Source organism: Pseudomonas sp. RIT-PI-q, from assembly GCF_001297125.1.
Taxonomy (GTDB): Bacteria; Pseudomonadota; Gammaproteobacteria; order Pseudomonadales; family Pseudomonadaceae; genus Aquipseudomonas.
This window is the reverse complement of sequence record NZ_LHPC01000014.1, coordinates 1-16,122: the sequence shown is the minus strand read 5'-3', so window position 1 is coordinate 16,122 and position 16,122 is coordinate 1. Positions and strand designations below refer to the sequence as shown.

The following is a 16,122-nucleotide window of genomic DNA, read 5'->3' as shown; positions in this document are numbered from 1 at the left end:
AACAGGGCCGACCGACCGCTGCGTGGGCGGTCAGCCGGTGTGGTGCTCGGTCAGCGTTTGAGCAGATCCAGCGCGACGTCGACGATCATGTCTTCCTGACCGCCGACCATGCGGCGTCTGCCCAGTTCGACGAGGATGTCGAGGGTCTTGAGGCCGTATTTGGCTGCAGCGATTTCGGCATGGCGCAGGAAGCTTGAATAGACGCCGGCATAACCCAGCGCGAGCGTCTCGCGGTCGACTCGAACCGGACGGTCCTGCAGCGGACGAACGATGTCGTCAGCCGCGTCCATCAGCGTGTAAAGGTCGGTGCCGTGGTTCCAACCCAGGCGCTCGGCGGCCGCGATAAACACTTCCAGCGGCGCGTTACCGGCACCGGCACCGGCGCCCATGCCCGCGAGGCTGGCATCGATGCGGTCGCAACCTTCCTCGACGGCGGTGATCGAGTTGGCAACCCCCAGGCTCAGGTTGTGGTGCGCGTGCATGCCGGTCTCGGTTTCCGGTTTGAGTACGGCTTTAAATGCACGGAAACGCTCGCGCACATCCTGCATGTTCATGGCCCCGCCGGAGTCGGCCATGTACACGCACGTCGCACCGTAGCTTTCCATCAACTTGGCCTGCGCGGCCAGCTGCTCGGCCGGAATCATATGGCTCATCATCAGGAAACCGACGGTGTCCATGCCCAGCTCGCGGGCATACTCGATGTGCTGTTTTGACACATCCGCTTCGGTGCAATGGGTGGCGATGCGCACCACCCGGGCACCGGCGTTGTAGGCCGCTTTGAGGTCATGCACCGTGCCGATGCCGGGCAGCAGCAAGGTGGTAATTTTGGCGTGGCTGATCACATCGGCCGCGGCCTCGATCCACTCCAGGTCGGTGTGCGCAGCAAAGCCATAGTTGAAGCTCGAACCTTGCAGGCCGTCGCCATGGGCGACTTCGATCGAGTCAACCTTGGCTTTGTCCAGGGCGCGGGCGATGTCCTGCACGTTTTGCAGCGAATACTGATGGCGAATCGCATGGCTGCCATCACGCAGGGTCACGTCGGAGATGTAGAGTTTTTTGCCGGGATTAAAAGTCATGTCGGTCTCCTCAGGCGTTCAGCATCGACTGCGCCATGCGCTCGGCGGTGGCCAAGGCTGCGGAGGTCATGATGTCGAGATTGCCGGCGTAGGCTGGCAGGTAATGGGCGGCCCCTTCGACTTCGAGGAACACCGAAGTCTTGAGGCCGGAGAATTTGCCGAGGCCCGGAATATTCAGCGGCGCGTCTTCAGGTATCACGTCGAACTGGACTTTTTGCTTCAGGCGATAGCCCGGTACGTAGGCTTGCACGGCGGCCGCCATCTCCACGATGGACGCCTCGACCAGTGCCTGATCGGCGGCTTCGGACAACACAAACACCGTGTCGCGCATCATCAACGGCGGCTCGGCCGGGTTCATCACGATGATCGCCTTGCCCTTGGCTGCACCGCCGATTACTTCGATGGCCTTGGAGGTGGTTTCGGTGAACTCGTCGATGTTGGCACGGGTGCCCGGGCCGGCGGACTTGCTGGCGATCGAGGCGACGATTTCGGCGGAATGCACTTTCGCCACGCGCGACCCCGCCGCGACCACGGGGAGGGGCGCCTGGCCACCGCAAGTCACCATGTTGACGTTGAGCTGAGCGAGGGTTTGTTCCAGGTTGACCACCGGCACGCAGTACGGGCCGATGGCTGCCGGGGTCAGGTCGATCAGGCGAATCCCGGGTTTGATCGAGCGCAGGAAGGCGTCGTTCTTCACATGGGCGCCGGCCGAGGTGGCATCGAAGACGAATTCGATGTCCTTGAAGACGTCCATGCGGATCAGGCCTTCAACGCCTTCATGGGTCACCGCCACACCCATGCGCTGGGCGCGGGCGAGACCATCGGAGGCCGGGTCGATGCCAACCATGACCGCCATTTCCAGGTGTTTGGCGTTACGCAGGATCTTGATCATCAGGTCGGTGCCGATGTTGCCGGAACCGACGATGGCGACTTTGAGTTTGTTCATTGTTGTTGCCTCATTTGCACGCAAGTCGCCGATCACTCGGCGCTGAACTGAACACCGACACGACCGATGCCTTCGATCTCGGTCTCGAATCGATCGCCCGCCGCCACCGCCACCATCGGCCCAAGTGCCCCGGTGAGGATGATGTCGCCGGCCCGCAGCGGATCGCCCAAGCGCGCCATGGTTTGCGCCAGCCACACGGCCGCATTGAGTGGATGCCCCAGGCATTCGGCGCCGCAGCCGCTAGACACTTCTTCGCCATTGCGGGTCATGCGCATGCTGGCCTGGCGCAGGTCGAGCCCATCGATACGTCGAGCCGGGCCACCCAATACGAAACAACCACTGGAGGCGTTATCCGCCACGGTATCGACGAAGCGGATGGCCCAGCCCTGGACCCGACTGCCGACAATTTCCAGTGCCGGCACGACCCAGCCGGTGGCCGCCATCACGTCGGCAAACGTGGTGTCGGCGCGGGGCAGATCGCGCTCGAGGATCAGGGCAATTTCGGCCTCGATCTTCGGTTGCAGTACGCGAGTGACGGGCACGCTTTCGTTGTCGCCGTAGCACATGTCGGCGAAAAGCGTGCCGAAGTCCGGCTGGTCCACGCCTAACTGTGCCTGCACCTTGGGGTTGGTCAGGCCGATCTTGCGGCCGACCACGCGGCGGCCGTTGGCCACCCCGTAAGCGACATTCAGGCGCTGGATGGTGTAGGCGGCCTCGGCGTTGTCTTCGCCAATTTGTTCGCGTAGAGGTGCGATGGCCTCGCCGTCGGCCTCGGCGGGGCGCAGGTCCGCCGCCAGCCGTTCCAGAGTGTGTTGAGTCAGGGTCATGTCAGCCTCTGTGATCAGTGGGTCAGGAAGTCCAGGACCATGCGGTTGAAGGTCTCGGCGTGTTCCCACTGGGCCCAGTGGCCGCAGCGATTGAACACGTGCAGTTGTGCATGGGGCAGGCCGGCCAGCAGGCGCAGGCCGGTGTCCATGGGCACGAAGCGATCTTCGCGGCCCCAGACGAGCAGCGTCTGGGCGGTGATTTCGTGCAGGCGGTGGCTGAAATCAGGGAATTGCTTGGGATTGAGGGTGCTGCTCTTGACGAAGTTTTCCAGGTGCTCACGGTGCGCCAGGATGTTGTCCAGGCGGGTCTGGAATAACGCTTCGGTCAGACTGCTGGCGTCGAACACGAAGACGTTCATCATCTTCTTCAGGTTTTCAATGGTCGGTTCGCGGTACAGCGCGCCGATCAGCTTGATGCCTTCGGTGGGTTGCGGCACGAACGCACTTGGGCCGCCGGTGCCGCCGCCCATCAAGACCAGTTTGCCGACCCGCTCAGGGTTTTCCAGGGCAAAGGCCACGGCACTGTGGCCGCCCATGGAGTTACCGATGATGTGAACACAGTTCAGATCCAGCACATCGAGCAGCCCCTTGAGCGCTCGTGCGTTGAGGTTCGAACGCGAACCGTCACAAACGATCGGGTCGCTTTTGCTCCAGCCTGGGCAGTCCAGCAAAATCACTCGGTAACCAGCGGCCACCAAGGGTTCGATGTTGCGGTGGAAGTTGGCCCAGCCGCTGGCGCCGGGGCCGGAACCGTGGAGCATGACTACGGTTTCGGCGCCCGGGTCTTCAGTGCTTGGGCCGACATCGTTGTAATGCAGTTGCAGGTCCAGATCGCCTTCCTTGATGTGTGCAAAGCGGCTGGTGGACGCTTCGGTGAATGCGGGTTCAGTGGCAGTCATGTCAGTGTTCCTTGGATTCAAAGGTGGTTGTTCAGCGGCTGGGCGCCAAGGGCGGCGAAGCCTGCGATCCATTCGGGAATCGGGCGGTAGTAGCGGCCTTCGGTCTGATAAGGGCCGAAGGCGCAAAGCGCGGCGAAGGCGGCGACCCAGGTTTTCACTTCGTGAGTGGATTTGCCGGCCAGTGCCGACAGCTCGTCGTTCCCCAGCGAATCGAGGTCGCTCAGCCGGCCTTGCTCGAGGATGTCGAGAAACTGCTGATCCCAAACAGGATTAAGCGGATGCAGACTGTGTTGGTCTTCAACGAAATCCCGGGCGGCCTGGATGACTCGTTGCTGGCGCGCCTGTCGCTCATCGGCTGGCAGCTGGCGACCGCTACCCATCAGGCGATCAGCCATGCGCGCATCGACCTTGGCCAGTTCCGGAACCGGGGGCTGGTGTGACAAACCACCTGAGGCCAGAAACAGCACGCGCTTGTTCAGCGACTGTGCCCACTGGCCAATCGCTTCACCGAGCAGACGGGCACGCTTGAAACCGGGCAGGGGCACGGCGACCGAATTGATGAACACCGGAATCACCGGACAGGCCTGTAAACCGCCAAGCAACAGCTCCAGCGGTTGGGCGAACGCATGGTCGACCTGCATGCGATAGGAGATGGCCGCGTCGACACCGGCATCCAGGACAGCCTGTGCGCAGGATTCAGCCAGCGCTTTAGGCACGTCCAAAGGCCCGGCAGCCGTGTCGAAATCGCCGATGGCATGGGCGGCCATGCCGATGCAGAAGGCTGGCATCACGTCGTAGAAAAAGCCGTTGTAGTGGTCGGGCCCGAACAGCACGATCAGCTCCGGCTCGAAACGAGCGATGCGCTCACGGGCATCGGCGATCATATCGTCGACCTCGGCCAGCACTTCAGGTGTCGGGTCGACGTAGCCCACCAGTGGAGTGTGAGACAAGCAGTGCAGATAGGCGCTCATGTCAGGCCACCTTGCTGGCTAGGATCGCCACTTCGGGTTGCGGCAGCGCCTTGAGCGCCAGGGCCAATTCATCACAGGCCTGGCCGACCGTTTGCGGAATGGCCAGGCCGGCGAGGAAGCGATCCGGACGCACCAGGGCGATAGAGGCCGAGCCGCGGGCGAACCATTCCTTGAGGCGGCCGGTGCTGTCACCGATGCGGATCACGCCTTGGCTGACGTCGCTGGTCGCTTTGAGCTGGACGTCCGGCAGGACCTGGATAAAGCGCGTGCCCAGTGCTTGCCATTGCTCGAGCTGTGCCGCCGTCAGGCCCCAGGTCGGGTCGCAGCCCCAAGCGATAATCGCGAAGTTCTCGCCGATCACCTCATCCAGCAACACGGTGTCGCCGGCTTCGGTCAGCACCCGCGGCTGGATGAACATCTTGCCCACCGGTGAGCCTTTTTCGCTGGGTACGATCAACGCGCCCTCGGTGTATTGCGGCATCGGCTTGAAGCGCATTTCCACGAAGTAGCGTTTAACCGGCGGCACATAGTTGAGCAGCCACGACACACCATCACGCAAAGTGCCTTGCCAGCGTTTGGGCGGCGCCAATACGTGACCGGCCAGTACCGAAAGGTCGATCATCGCCTTGGCGTGATCGCGACGTTCTTGTTCATAGCTGTCGAGCAGGCTGTCGGCGGCCAGGCCTTTGACTACCAGCGACAGTTTCCATGCCAGGTTGGAAGCGTCGCGCATGCCGCTGTTGTACCCCTGGCCCTGCCATACCGGCATGATGTGCGCGGCATCGCCGGCCAGCAGCACCCGTCCCTCACGGAACTTACCGGCCAGGCGAGCGTTGTGGGTATAGACGCGGCTGCGGATCAATTCGATGCGATCGGGATTGGGCAGCACCTTGGCCAGCAGTTTGCGCATGTTCTCGGGTTTGCTCAGCTCGGCTTCGGTCTCGCCGGGCATGACCATGAATTCGAAACGGCGCACGCCGTGGGGCAGGGCGGCGGACACATACGGGCGCACCGGGTCGCAGCACAGGTAAACATGGGGCGTGCTCAGCGGGTCGTTGGCGATGTCGACGACGATCCACTGATTCGGCGCGGTCTTGCCTTCGAAACTGATGTTGAGGTTGCGCCGCACCAGGCTGTTGCCACCGTCGCAGCCGATCAGATAACGGGCCTGCAGGCGTTCGCTGCGGCCTTTCTGATCCTTGAGGTTGAGGACCACAACGCTGTTGTTTTGCTCGAAGCCTTCGAGCTCACGGCCGAACAGCACTTTGACGTTGTCGAAACGCTGCAAACCTTCGAATAGCACACGGTCGGCCAAGGGCTGGATGAAGGCGTTGCGCCGAGACCAGCCGAACTCATCGGTCTTGGGCTGTATATCGGCAAAGCAGCGGCCTTTGGGTGTCAGGAAACGCATGGCGTGCCAGGGCGTGGTGTGCGGCAGCACGTTGTCGGCCAGACCGACGGCCTGGAAAGTACGCAGGCTTTCGTCGTCCAGACCGATGGCGCGGGGGTAGTCGATCAGGCTGTCGAGCTTTTCCACTACGGTGACATTCACACCACATTGGCCCAGGTAATTGGCGATCATCAAGCCAACAGGGCCGGCGCCGACGATGGCAACGTCGGTGGTCAGGTCCAATGTGGAAGGAGTGGGGGCAGAACTCATAGTCATCTCCGTACAGCGCTTTTGGATTTCTTGTTGGGCGCAGTATGGAAATCACAAGGCTGGTCGACAACGACAACCCTTGTTAGTGTGCACTAAGTGCACATGATTGATTTACAACAATAAAGAGGTCGTCAATGAGCGAGACTGAATACAAAGCCGTGCGCGGTCTGATGCGTGGTCTGGCACTGATCAATGGCTTGAACCGCTTCGATGGCGGCGCCAGCACTGCGCAATTGGCTGAGCAGAGCGGGTTGCACCGCACCACCGTGCGCAGACTGTTGGAGACCCTGCAGGCTGAAGGCTATGTGCGGCGTAGCGAGTCGGATGACAGCTATCGATTGACGTTGAAAGTGCGCGAACTCAGTGAAGGGTTTCGCGATGAACAATGGATTTCCTCCATCGCCGCACCGTTGCTTGGCGAGTTGCTGCAGGAGGTCGTCTGGCCCACCGACCTGTGCACGCTGGACGGCGATGCCATGGTTATTCGTGAGACCACCCATCGTTTCAGTCGCCTGTCGTTTCACCGCTCCATGGTCGGCCGCCGCTTACCTTTGCTCATGACCGCGACCGGGCGCGCGTACTTTGCGCACTGCCGACCTGCAGAGCGAGAAGAGTTGATTGAGTTGATGGTCAGCCGTGAAGACGAACAATCTGCGTTTGCCGCGGATCGCCGATTTGTCGACCGGTTGGTGGAGCACACACTCAGTAAGGGTTATGGCGAAAATAATGCGCATTGGGGAGAGGAACGCAAGATTGCCGCCATTGCCATTCCGGTTATGCATGAGGAGCAGGTGATGGGCTGCCTGAATCTGGTCTACATCGCCAAGGCCATGCCCATTGAGGAAGCCGCTCGCCGCTACTTGCCGGCGATGCGGGGCGTGGTGGAAAAGATCCAGGCTCAATTGGGATAGATGTTTCGTGCTGTAGGAATTCGCGGTTACTGCCTCACTCAACTAAACAAATGGGGACATTGACGAGTAGTCCTCAGGAAAATAACCCGTTCATCGCGCAAGGTCAGCACGCAGCATCACGTCCCGCCCGAAATCGGTAGAGGCGAACACTTTGGAGTCGATATCTGACACGTGTGGATGATCCCAGGCGCCGAAAATCGCAGCATTGACCAATGGGAGGGCGGGAGATGCTGCAACTGACCGAAGCTGGCCGGCCACAACCGCCGGCGTTGCGTATTGGTTTCTGGCTGATGGACACCTTCGATTTGTATACCCTGGCCAATGCGCTGGAGCCATTGCGCCTGGCCAATCAGTTGGCGGGGCGCACTGTTTGCCAGTGGCAAATGCTCAGTCTGGACGGTCGGCAACTGAACGCCAGCAACGGCATCGCCACCGCCACTGCGCGACTGGATCTGGCGCAACCGCTCGATGTGTTGATCCTCTGTGATGGTGACAACCTGCATCATCCAGACCTGGACCGGCAGCTGCGTCATTGGGCTGCGCAGCCGATCGGTCTGGGGGCGTTGGGCAAGGCCGGTTGGCTGCTGGCGCAGATCGGCGCTTTGAATGGGTTCCGCTGCAGCTTGCCGGAACCGGCCCCGTCACTGACGTTTGCTGCCTTCAGCGAATTGACGCCGGTGGCCGCACCGTTCTGCGTCGACCGCCAACGGCTGACCTGCGTCGGCCCGCAGGCTGTTCAAGGGTTGATGCACGAACTGCTTGCCCGGACCCATGGTCGTGGGCTGATCCTGCGGATGGAAAAACATGCCGCGCGTCAGGCCCGGCCACTGCTACCGACGCAAAATGCCCCGGCAAAACTTCAAGCGACGCTGGCCTTGATGAATGAGCACTTGAGCCAAACACTGGGTATCGACGAATTGGCCGAGACCCTGGGCATTTCCCGTCGCCATCTGGAGCGTTTGTTCAAATGCAGCCTGGGATGTTCGCCGTCCAGGCACTATCTGGACTTGCGGTTGCAACGGGCGCGTCAGTTATTGCGCGCCGCTGAACAGCCTCTGCCTGCGGTCGCTCGCGAGTGCGGATTTGTCTCGTTGCAGCATTTCTTTCGCTGTTATCGCCAATACTTCGGTGCGCACCCGCGTGATCATGTGGGCGCAGTCCCGATAGCGGAGAGTCAGCGGGCATTGATGTTGAAAGCACCGGCCTCATCGCGAGCAAGCCCGCTGCCGCACTGACCGCGCGACCCTTTGCCAATGCCCCCGCCAAGCAGGGGCATTTTGGTTTCTGCAACACAAACCCCTGTAGCAGCTGTCGAGCTTGCGAGGCTGCGTCCGGCCCTGTAGGAGCTGTCGAGCTTTGCGAGGCTGCGATCGGCTGCGAAGCAGTCGTGAAATCAGACAATGTGGTGTATCTGACTGACCGCGTCCTCAGGGTTTACGACTGCTGCGCAGCCGATCGCAGCCTCGCAAGCTCGACAGCTCCTACAGGGCCGATCGCAGCCTCGCAAAGCTCGACAGCTCCTACAGGGCCGGACGCAGCCTCGCTACGGGGCGCGTTATGGCGGCCTTTGATGGGGGCTTTTGTAAACAGCGGATATGACCAACTACAGGTCGGATTCGCGCAAAAAACCGTGCTTTGCATCTGTTCGAATGATCTTCAGCGGCCCGCCAGATTGGCGCCTTCTGTAGCTCAAACAATGACAAGGATAAATGACATGCAAATGCCGAAAACCATCCAGATCAAGAACGGCGAGAAAGTGAGCCCGACGTTCTCGGCTCAGGAATATGCCAACCGCCAGGCCAAGCTGCGGGCGTATCTGGCGCAGAACAATATCGACGCGGCAGTCTTCACTTCCTATCACAACATCAATTACTACAGCGATTTCCTGTATTGCTCATTCGGTCGCCAGTACGCGCTGGTCGTGACCCAGGACAGCGCCGTGACCATCAGCGCCAACATTGATGGTGGCCAACCTTGGCGCCGGACTGTCGGCACTGAAAACATCGTCTATACCGACTGGCAACGCGACAACTACTTCGTCGCCATCCAGCAAGCCTTGCCGAAAGCCGGGCGTATCGGCATCGAGTTCGACCATCTGAATTTGCTCAACCGCGACAAACTGGCCAGCCGCTATCCGCAGGCTGAACTGGTGGACATCGCCGCACCGTGCATGCGCATGCGCATGATCAAGTCCGCCGAAGAGCACGCGATCATTCGTCACGGCGCCCGCGTGGCAGACATTGGCGGTGCCGCCATCGTCGAAGCCTTGCGTGACCAGGTGCCGGAATACGAAGTGGCCCTGCACGCCACGCAGGCCATGGTGCGCGAGATTGCCCGCACGTTCCCGGACTCCGAACTGATGGACACCTGGACCTGGTTCCAGTCCGGCATCAACACCGACGGCGCGCATAACCCGGTGACGTCGCGCAAGGTCAACAAGGGCGACATCCTCAGCCTCAATTGCTTCCCGATGATCGCCGGTTACTACACCGCGCTGGAACGCACCTTGTTCCTCGACCACTGTTCCGACGAGCACCTGCGCTTGTGGGAAGTCAACGTCAAGGTGCACGAGGCCGGTCTGAAACTGATCAAGCCGGGCATGCGCTGCTGCGATATCGCCCTGCAATTGAACGAGATCTTCCTGGAACACGATCTGCTGCAATACCGCACCTTCGGCTACGGCCACTCCTTCGGTACGCTGAGCCACTACTACGGCCGCGAAGCCGGGCTGGAACTGCGCGAAGACATCGACACCGTTCTGGAACCGGGAATGGTGGTGTCCATCGAGCCGATGATCATGCTGCCCGAAGGCCTTCCGGGTGCCGGTGGTTATCGTGAACACGACATCTTGATCGTCAACGAACAGGGCGGGGAAAACATCACCCAATTCCCGTATGGCCCGGAACACAACATCATCAAAAAGTAAGATCGCACGCCGCACAGTGAACCTGTGCGGCGTTTTACCATGATGCATGCGCACGCCAGAGCGCGCAGCATCAACCCTGTAGGAGCTGCCGAAGGCTGCGATCTTTTGATTTTATTTTTAAGATCAAGATCAAAAGATCGCAGCCTTCGGCAGCTCCTACAGAGCCTTAACCCTGCCAAGTAAAACAATAGAGGGTTTTGTCATGTTCAACGTCCCGACGTTTCATCAAGATCACCGCACCTCTCACACCGGAGGTGCCCAATGAGCACCCAAAGCGCAAGCCTGACGCCGACCCTGGCACAGCAACTTGAACAGACATCCGAGCGCAAGGCCCTGCGGCGCGCAGCCAGTGCCAGCTTCATGGGCAACTTCGTCGAGTGGTTCGACTATGCGGCCTACGGCTATCTGGCAACTGTCATCGCGCTGACGTTTTTTCCGCAGACCGACAAGGCCACCGCGCTGCTGGCGACATTCGCGGTGTTCGCGCTGTCGTTCATCGTTCGCCCGCTGGGTGGACTGGTCTGGGGGCATTTCGGTGACAAATACGGGCGGCGCAGTGCGTTGTCCTGGTCGATTCTGATTATGTCGGTCTCGACCTTCTGCATCGGCATCCTGCCGACCTACAACCATATTGGCCTGTGGGCGCCGGCCTTGTTGTTGCTGATTCGCCTGTTCCAGGGCTTCTCGGCTTCCGGTGAGTACGCCGGCGCATCGGCCTTTCTCGCCGAGTATGCCCCCGAGGGTAAACGCGGGTTGTACACCAGCATTGTCCCGGCGAGTACGGCGGCCGGCTTGCTGTTCGGCGCGGTGTTTGTCGCCGGTCTGCATGCGTGGATGAGTGTTGACGATTTGCACAGTTGGGGCTGGCGCTTGCCCTTTCTGCTGGCAGCGCCGTTCGGTCTGGTGGGGCGCTATATCCGCATGAGTTTGCAAGACACGCCGAAGTTCCTGGAGATGGAAAAACGCCTCGAAGCGAAGGAGTGCGCGACCCACGCTCCGGTTCGTGAATTGCTCACCGTACACCGGCGCAGCGTGATGATCGGCATTGGTGTGACCTGTCTGAACGCGGTGGCGTTTTACCTGTTGCTCAGCTACATGCCGACTTACCTGTCGACCGAGATGGGCATGAGCGAGAGTGATTCGTTCCTGGCGTCAACGGTGTCGCTGGCGACCTACATCGGGCTGATTTTTCTGATGGGCAAGCTGTCTGACCGGTTTGGACGCAAAACCATGTTGCTGACCGCTTCGGTGCTGTTCCTGGCGCTGACCTTTCCGCTGTTCGGGATGTTGGAGAATCAGCCGCTGATGGTGATTCTGATGATCCAGATTGCCTTCGGCGCGATCCTGGCCATGAACGACGGCACCTTGCCGTGCTTCCTCGCCGAGATATTCCCCACCCGCGTGCGCTTCAGTGGTTTTGCCTTCAGCTTCAATATCGCCAATGCGGTATTTGGCGGCACCGCGCCGTTTATCGCCACCTGGCTGATCCAACTGACCGGCAACAAAATGGCCCCGGCCTGGTATCTGCTGGCGGCAGCGGCGGTGGCATTGATTGCCATGCTGGCGAGTCGGGAAACGGCGCATAAAGCGTTGCAGGACTGAGGACGCCATCGCGGGCAAGCCCGCTCCCACAGGAGATCTTCAGTGGACACACAACCTGTGTTCACCCAGATCAAATGTGGGAGCGGGCTTGCCCGCGAAGGGGCCAGCCCGGCCAACATCAATACTGACAAGCAATCAATGCACCGCAGCCACTTGCTTACGCTCGCCTATAGGCGATACACCGAAGAACCGGCTGTAGCATTTGGAGAAGTGCGCCGGGGAAACGAAGCCGCAGGCGAGGGCGATGTCGCGGACTTGCGATTCACTGCGCAGCAGCAATTGCCGCGCCCGTGACAGGCGCAATTCCAGGTAATACTGACTCGGTGTGCGTTGCAGGTGCTTGTGAAACAGGCGCTCCAGTTGCCGCACCGACACCTCGTTCAAACGCGCAAGTTCCTCAAGGCCCACCGGCTCCTCGAGATTGGCTTCCATGATCGCCACCATCTGGCTGAGCTTGGGCTGCGAGGTGCCCAGCTTCTGCCGCAAGGGCACTCGTTGTTGCTTCCTCGCGCCCCGTACCCGATCACACAACAACAACTCGGCCGCATGCGCCGCGATGTCCCGGCCACCGGGTTCGCGCGCGATCAACTGCAGGGTCATGTCCATGGAAGCCACACCACCGGAGCAGGTGTAGCGATCACGGTCGAGCTCAAACAACTGGTTGGAAATGATGATCCCCGGGAAACGCTCCTTCAGCGCTTCGATGTCTTCCCAGTGAATCGTGCAGCGATAGCCCTTGAGCAAATCGGCACGCGCCAACAAATGGCTGCCGGTGCAAATGCCGCCGAGTGGCACCTGATCATGCGCCAGTTTGCGCAGCCAATTGAGCAGCGGCCGGCTGCTGTGATTGGAGACGATCGGGTTCGATCCGACAACGAACAGCATGTCGAGCTTGGGCGCATCGGTGATGGTGTGGTCGGGCAGGATGCGCATGCCGTTGCTGGCCGTGACCGGGTCCAGGCTGGCGGCGATGATCACCGTGCGGAACATCGGTTTGCGCGCGGCCATATTGGCCATCCGCAGGGTTTCCACGGCGGAGGCGAAGCCGATGGTGGTGAAGTTGGGAATGACCAGAAAGCCCACGGTCTTCACTGGCCCTTGTTCATTCGCCGAACGTCCTGCAGCGGGTTTCGCCACCTGGAGTTTCGCCATCATTACCGCTCCTCAACTGTAACAGTGACGCGCTCTGCGGCTAGCCGCCGGAAGTGGCAACGTCATCTCGTTTTTATGGTTATCAAGCCCGCTTTCGGGTTTCTGGATCTTACACCGAGTGCCCGATCAATAGGCATTTCGCGGCGGAAGCAGGGAAGGCGGGGCAAAAAAAACCGGCCCGCTCGTGGTGGAGAGCGGACCGGAAAGAGGTGACCGGTTAATCGTTGACGCGATATCTCAAAGAAGCGTCGAGGCGTTAAGTGTTCACGCCAATCCAGCTTTCTGCACGGCGCTCTTTTTGGCGTTGAAAATTGCCCCCATGCAGACGATGGACAGAGTGAGCGCACCCGTCGCAATCACTTCCATGCGGTGCTCGGGCAATATCAGCATAACCACCAGAATGCTCAGGATGCAGAAGATCACCAGGTAGCTCAGCCAGGGGTAAAACCACATCTTGAACGCGATCGGCTGTCCTGATGCATTCATCTTCTTGCGAAGGACCAGTTGTGAAACCGCAATGGCCAGATAGACCAGCAGCGCAACGGCGCCGGAGCTGGCCAGGAGGAACGAGAACACTTCGTTGGGCGCGAAATAATTCAGTGCGGTGGTCAGGAAACCCACCGCTGTACTGGCCAGCACCGCAATGTAGGGCACCCCTGAAGACGACGTTTTCTGCAGCACTTGCGGGCCATCCCCGCGTTTGCTTAGCGAGTAGACCATGCGTGACGCCGTATAGATCGCTGAGTTAAGGCAACTGGCGACAGCAATCAACACGACGACATCGACAATCATTTTCGCGTGGGGAATGTTCATCAACTCAAGCGCTCTCTGATACGAGCCGACTTGCATCAGCATCGGGTCGTTCCAGGGCACGATGGAGATGATCAGGAACACCGAGACGATATAGAAAATCCCCATGCGCCAGACGACCGAGTTGGTCGCCCGGGTGATCTGTTTCGAGGGGTTCTGTGATTCCGCCGCGGCGATGGTGACGATTTCAGTGCCCATGAAGCTGAACACGGTGGTGAGCATCGCGCCGATCACGGCGGTCATGCCATTGGGCATGAAACCACCGAACTCTTTGCTCAATTGCACCACGCCACTCACCGTCGTCTCCGGTAATCCCCCCGCCAGGGCCAGCGCGCCAAGGGCGATAAAGCCCACTACCGCAATGACTTTGAGCATGGCGAACCAGAACTCGAACTCGCCGTAACGAGCGACACTGAACAGGTTGGTCAACGTCAGCAATCCAGTGACGGCGATCGCAAACTCCCACGTTGCAATGGACGGAAACCAGGCGTGCAAAATCGCGGCGGCGGCGCTGGCTTCAATCGGAATGACCAGCACCCAGAACCACCAATACAACCAGCCGATGGTGAAGCCGGCGCTGCGTCCCATCGCCCGCTCGGCGTAGGTCGAGAATGACCCGGTATCCGGCGAGGCGACGGCCATTTCACCGAGCATGCGCATGACCAGCACCACCAGGGTGCCGGAAAAAATATACGCCAGGATCGCGGCCGGGCCCGCCGACGCGATGGCGTGCCCTGAACCGATAAACAGGCCGGCGCCGATGGCCCCGGCAATGGAGAGCATGGTGACGTGACGCTGCTTGAGGCCTGGGGCCAGAGTTGAACTGGACATGAGACTTACCCTTTTTATTATGCTTGGAGGGTTAACAACGGCTCTCTGTAGGAGCGAGCTCGCTCGCGAAGGTGGATAACGATGACACGGGCGTTCTGAATCAACGCAGCGCTCTCTAGTCCTTCGCGAGCAAGCTCGCTCCTACAGGTTTAATTTTCTAAATCGAACGCCTCGCGCACGGCAGCGCTGATGCCCGAGACACACACTTCAAGAATCAACTCGCCTTTCTCGCGACTCGAACCTTTGGGCGACGACAATGTTCCACACGCCGGGGTGCGCTCCGGGATGATGGGGAACACGTCATACGGTGGGAAGGTGGCGGGAGGATGGTCAACCGCACGGCTCAGATCGACCTTGTCGGGGTGCAGCGCCAGCATCAACGAGGTTTCGAAAATGCCGCCATGTTCGATGTCCCAACCGAGGAAGCCATCGGGGTAGAGTTTTTCGATGACACCCGGGTCGTTGACGAAATCCCAATAGGACAGCACCACCACTTTGAAGTCATCGATGCCGGCGTAGCGAAGTTCTCGCAGGGCCAGGTCGATGCCCTCGACAATGAACATCGAGTTCTCATAGTGCCCATTCATCATCACCAGTTTGCGGGCGCCGTGGCGTGCCAGTTCGCGGATGATGTCCTGCACGGTATGGGTCAGCGTGGCGCCATCGAGGCTGGTCGTACCCGGGAAGTGGTTGCCACCGCCTGATTTCTGCTGGGACTTGTAGCCATAGGCCAATGCCGGCAACACCAGGCCGCTGACATTTTGCGCGACCGCCTTGCAGATCGCGGTAGGCAACAGAACGTCCACCTCCATGCACATGTGATGGCCGTGCTGTTCCAGTGCGCCAACGGGCAGAAAGATCGGGCAGCCCGTCGCGACCTTCTCTGCATACTCGGGCCAGGTGAGTTCCCCAATAACGACGCTGTTGTTCATCGATGTACCTTGTGCAAGTGATTGATCTGCCTGCCTTTCGATTGCAGGAATCGAAGGTGGCGCATAGAACGATTCGATCAGATCGAGAGGGGGCCGACTTGTCCAAATCCGACCCGTAATTGACAAAACACCCTCTGGTTTGGCTTTTATGGCACGAGGAGGGGCGGTGGCTTAATACCGATCAGTCAGCAACGACGCACACCCTAATGAAATGGCTACCCCCGCCGCCCCCTGTGATCGCCCACTAAGCTTTCACCGGGGGCTCATCGGAGACTGTTGCCATGAACAAAGTAGCTATTGCCGCCATCGACTTGGGAAAACACTCTTTTCACCTGCATGCGCAAGATGATCGCGGTCATGAGCTTTGCCGCAAAAAATTCAATCGGGTGTCGCTCATTCGGTATCTGGCCAACCTGGAATCTTGCACCGTCGTGATGGAAGCTTGTGGTGGTGCCCACTTCATGGCGCAGGAGGCCGCCAAGCTGGGGCATACGCCCAAGCTCATCGCACCTCATCTCGTACGTCCATACGTCAAAAGCAACAAAAACGACTTCGCCGATGCCGAGGCGATCTGCGAGG

Annotated in this window: 14 protein-coding genes; 5 read left to right on the top strand and 9 right to left on the bottom strand. The window is 60.1% G+C overall.

Annotated features, from left to right (window positions below; translation table 11 throughout):
* Positions 1–50: 50 nt before the first annotated feature.
* From dmpG to AEQ67_RS03160, 6 genes are read right to left on the bottom strand one after another with little or no spacing between them, the layout of a single operon-like run.
* Positions 51–1,076 (bottom strand): 4-hydroxy-2-oxovalerate aldolase, encoded by a 1,026-nt coding sequence (gene dmpG, locus AEQ67_RS03185; protein ID WP_059402439.1) that lies wholly within the window; start codon positions 1,074–1,076, stop codon positions 51–53.
* A 10-nt stretch (positions 1,077–1,086) separates the two neighbouring features.
* Positions 1,087–2,022 (bottom strand): acetaldehyde dehydrogenase (acetylating), encoded by a 936-nt coding sequence (locus AEQ67_RS03180; RefSeq protein ID WP_059402438.1) that lies wholly within the window; start codon positions 2,020–2,022, stop codon positions 1,087–1,089.
* 32 nt (positions 2,023–2,054) lie between these two features.
* Positions 2,055–2,849 (bottom strand): 2-keto-4-pentenoate hydratase, encoded by a 795-nt coding sequence (gene mhpD / locus AEQ67_RS03175; protein WP_059402437.1) that lies wholly within the window; start codon positions 2,847–2,849, stop codon positions 2,055–2,057.
* 14 nt (positions 2,850–2,863) lie between these two features.
* On the bottom strand, positions 2,864–3,748 hold the full coding sequence (locus AEQ67_RS03170) for an alpha/beta fold hydrolase (RefSeq protein ID WP_059402436.1): 885 nt from the start codon (positions 3,746–3,748) through the stop codon (positions 2,864–2,866).
* A gap of 17 nt (positions 3,749–3,765) precedes the next feature.
* Complete coding sequence (gene mhpB / locus AEQ67_RS03165) at positions 3,766–4,719, bottom strand: 3-carboxyethylcatechol 2,3-dioxygenase (RefSeq protein ID WP_059402435.1); 954 nt, start codon at positions 4,717–4,719, stop codon at positions 3,766–3,768.
* A 1-nt stretch (position 4,720) separates the two neighbouring features.
* Positions 4,721–6,379 (bottom strand): bifunctional 3-(3-hydroxy-phenyl)propionate/3-hydroxycinnamic acid hydroxylase, encoded by a 1,659-nt coding sequence (locus AEQ67_RS03160; RefSeq protein WP_152974790.1) that lies wholly within the window; start codon positions 6,377–6,379, stop codon positions 4,721–4,723.
* Between the two features lie 134 nt (positions 6,380–6,513).
* Between AEQ67_RS03160 and AEQ67_RS03155 the strand changes: the two genes are divergently transcribed.
* The 4 genes from AEQ67_RS03155 to AEQ67_RS03140 all read left to right on the top strand — a co-directional run bounded on the left by AEQ67_RS03155 (position 6,514) and on the right by AEQ67_RS03140 (position 11,818).
* A complete protein-coding gene (locus AEQ67_RS03155; protein WP_059402433.1) occupies positions 6,514–7,290 on the top strand; it encodes a DNA-binding transcriptional regulator in 777 nt (258 codons plus the stop codon).
* Between the two features lie 227 nt (positions 7,291–7,517).
* Positions 7,518–8,525 (top strand): GlxA family transcriptional regulator, encoded by a 1,008-nt coding sequence (locus AEQ67_RS03150; protein ID WP_059402432.1) that lies wholly within the window; start codon positions 7,518–7,520, stop codon positions 8,523–8,525.
* Between the two features lie 479 nt (positions 8,526–9,004).
* Positions 9,005–10,216 (top strand): M24 family metallopeptidase, encoded by a 1,212-nt coding sequence (locus AEQ67_RS03145; protein WP_059402431.1) that lies wholly within the window; start codon positions 9,005–9,007, stop codon positions 10,214–10,216.
* A 261-nt stretch (positions 10,217–10,477) separates the two neighbouring features.
* Positions 10,478–11,818, top strand: coding sequence for an MFS transporter (locus tag AEQ67_RS03140; RefSeq protein ID WP_059402430.1), 1,341 nt, complete (start codon positions 10,478–10,480; stop codon positions 11,816–11,818).
* A gap of 135 nt (positions 11,819–11,953) precedes the next feature.
* On the opposite strand, the gene AEQ67_RS03135 is transcribed toward AEQ67_RS03140, so the two are convergent.
* From AEQ67_RS03135 to AEQ67_RS03125, 3 genes are all read right to left on the bottom strand, one after another.
* Positions 11,954–12,970 (bottom strand): GlxA family transcriptional regulator, encoded by a 1,017-nt coding sequence (locus AEQ67_RS03135; protein ID WP_059402471.1) that lies wholly within the window; start codon positions 12,968–12,970, stop codon positions 11,954–11,956.
* 264 nt (positions 12,971–13,234) lie between these two features.
* The gene (gabP, locus tag AEQ67_RS03130; protein WP_059402429.1) at positions 13,235–14,611 is read right to left on the bottom strand and encodes a GABA permease; all 1,377 of its coding nucleotides are present in this window, start codon (positions 14,609–14,611) and stop codon (positions 13,235–13,237) included.
* A gap of 149 nt (positions 14,612–14,760) precedes the next feature.
* Positions 14,761–15,543 carry a creatininase gene (locus AEQ67_RS03125; RefSeq protein WP_059402428.1) on the bottom strand — a complete coding sequence of 261 codons (783 nt, stop codon included), beginning with the start codon at positions 15,541–15,543 and terminating at the stop codon, positions 14,761–14,763.
* A 281-nt stretch (positions 15,544–15,824) separates the two neighbouring features.
* Between AEQ67_RS03125 and AEQ67_RS03120 the strand changes: the two genes are divergently transcribed.
* Positions 15,825–16,122, top strand: a 298-nt coding sequence (locus AEQ67_RS03120) for a transposase (RefSeq protein WP_161807457.1), incomplete at its 3' end; no start/stop codon positions are given.

Coding starts and splice junctions, on each gene's coding strand:
- dmpG (WP_059402439.1), bottom strand. CDS start 1,076: ATGACTTTTAATCCCGGCAAAAAACTCTACATCTCCGACGTGACCCTG.
- AEQ67_RS03180 (WP_059402438.1), bottom strand. CDS start 2,022: ATGAACAAACTCAAAGTCGCCATCGTCGGTTCCGGCAACATCGGCACC.
- mhpD (WP_059402437.1), bottom strand. CDS start 2,849: ATGACCCTGACTCAACACACTCTGGAACGGCTGGCGGCGGACCTGCGC.
- AEQ67_RS03170 (WP_059402436.1), bottom strand. CDS start 3,748: ATGACTGCCACTGAACCCGCATTCACCGAAGCGTCCACCAGCCGCTTT.
- mhpB (WP_059402435.1), bottom strand. CDS start 4,719: ATGAGCGCCTATCTGCACTGCTTGTCTCACACTCCACTGGTGGGCTAC.
- AEQ67_RS03160 (WP_152974790.1), bottom strand. CDS start 6,379: ATGAGTTCTGCCCCCACTCCTTCCACATTGGACCTGACCACCGACGTT.
- AEQ67_RS03155 (WP_059402433.1), top strand. CDS start 6,514: ATGAGCGAGACTGAATACAAAGCCGTGCGCGGTCTGATGCGTGGTCTG.
- AEQ67_RS03150 (WP_059402432.1), top strand. CDS start 7,518: ATGCTGCAACTGACCGAAGCTGGCCGGCCACAACCGCCGGCGTTGCGT.
- AEQ67_RS03145 (WP_059402431.1), top strand. CDS start 9,005: ATGCAAATGCCGAAAACCATCCAGATCAAGAACGGCGAGAAAGTGAGC.
- AEQ67_RS03140 (WP_059402430.1), top strand. CDS start 10,478: ATGAGCACCCAAAGCGCAAGCCTGACGCCGACCCTGGCACAGCAACTT.
- AEQ67_RS03135 (WP_059402471.1), bottom strand. CDS start 12,970: ATGGCGAAACTCCAGGTGGCGAAACCCGCTGCAGGACGTTCGGCGAAT.
- gabP (WP_059402429.1), bottom strand. CDS start 14,611: ATGTCCAGTTCAACTCTGGCCCCAGGCCTCAAGCAGCGTCACGTCACC.
- AEQ67_RS03125 (WP_059402428.1), bottom strand. CDS start 15,543: ATGAACAACAGCGTCGTTATTGGGGAACTCACCTGGCCCGAGTATGCA.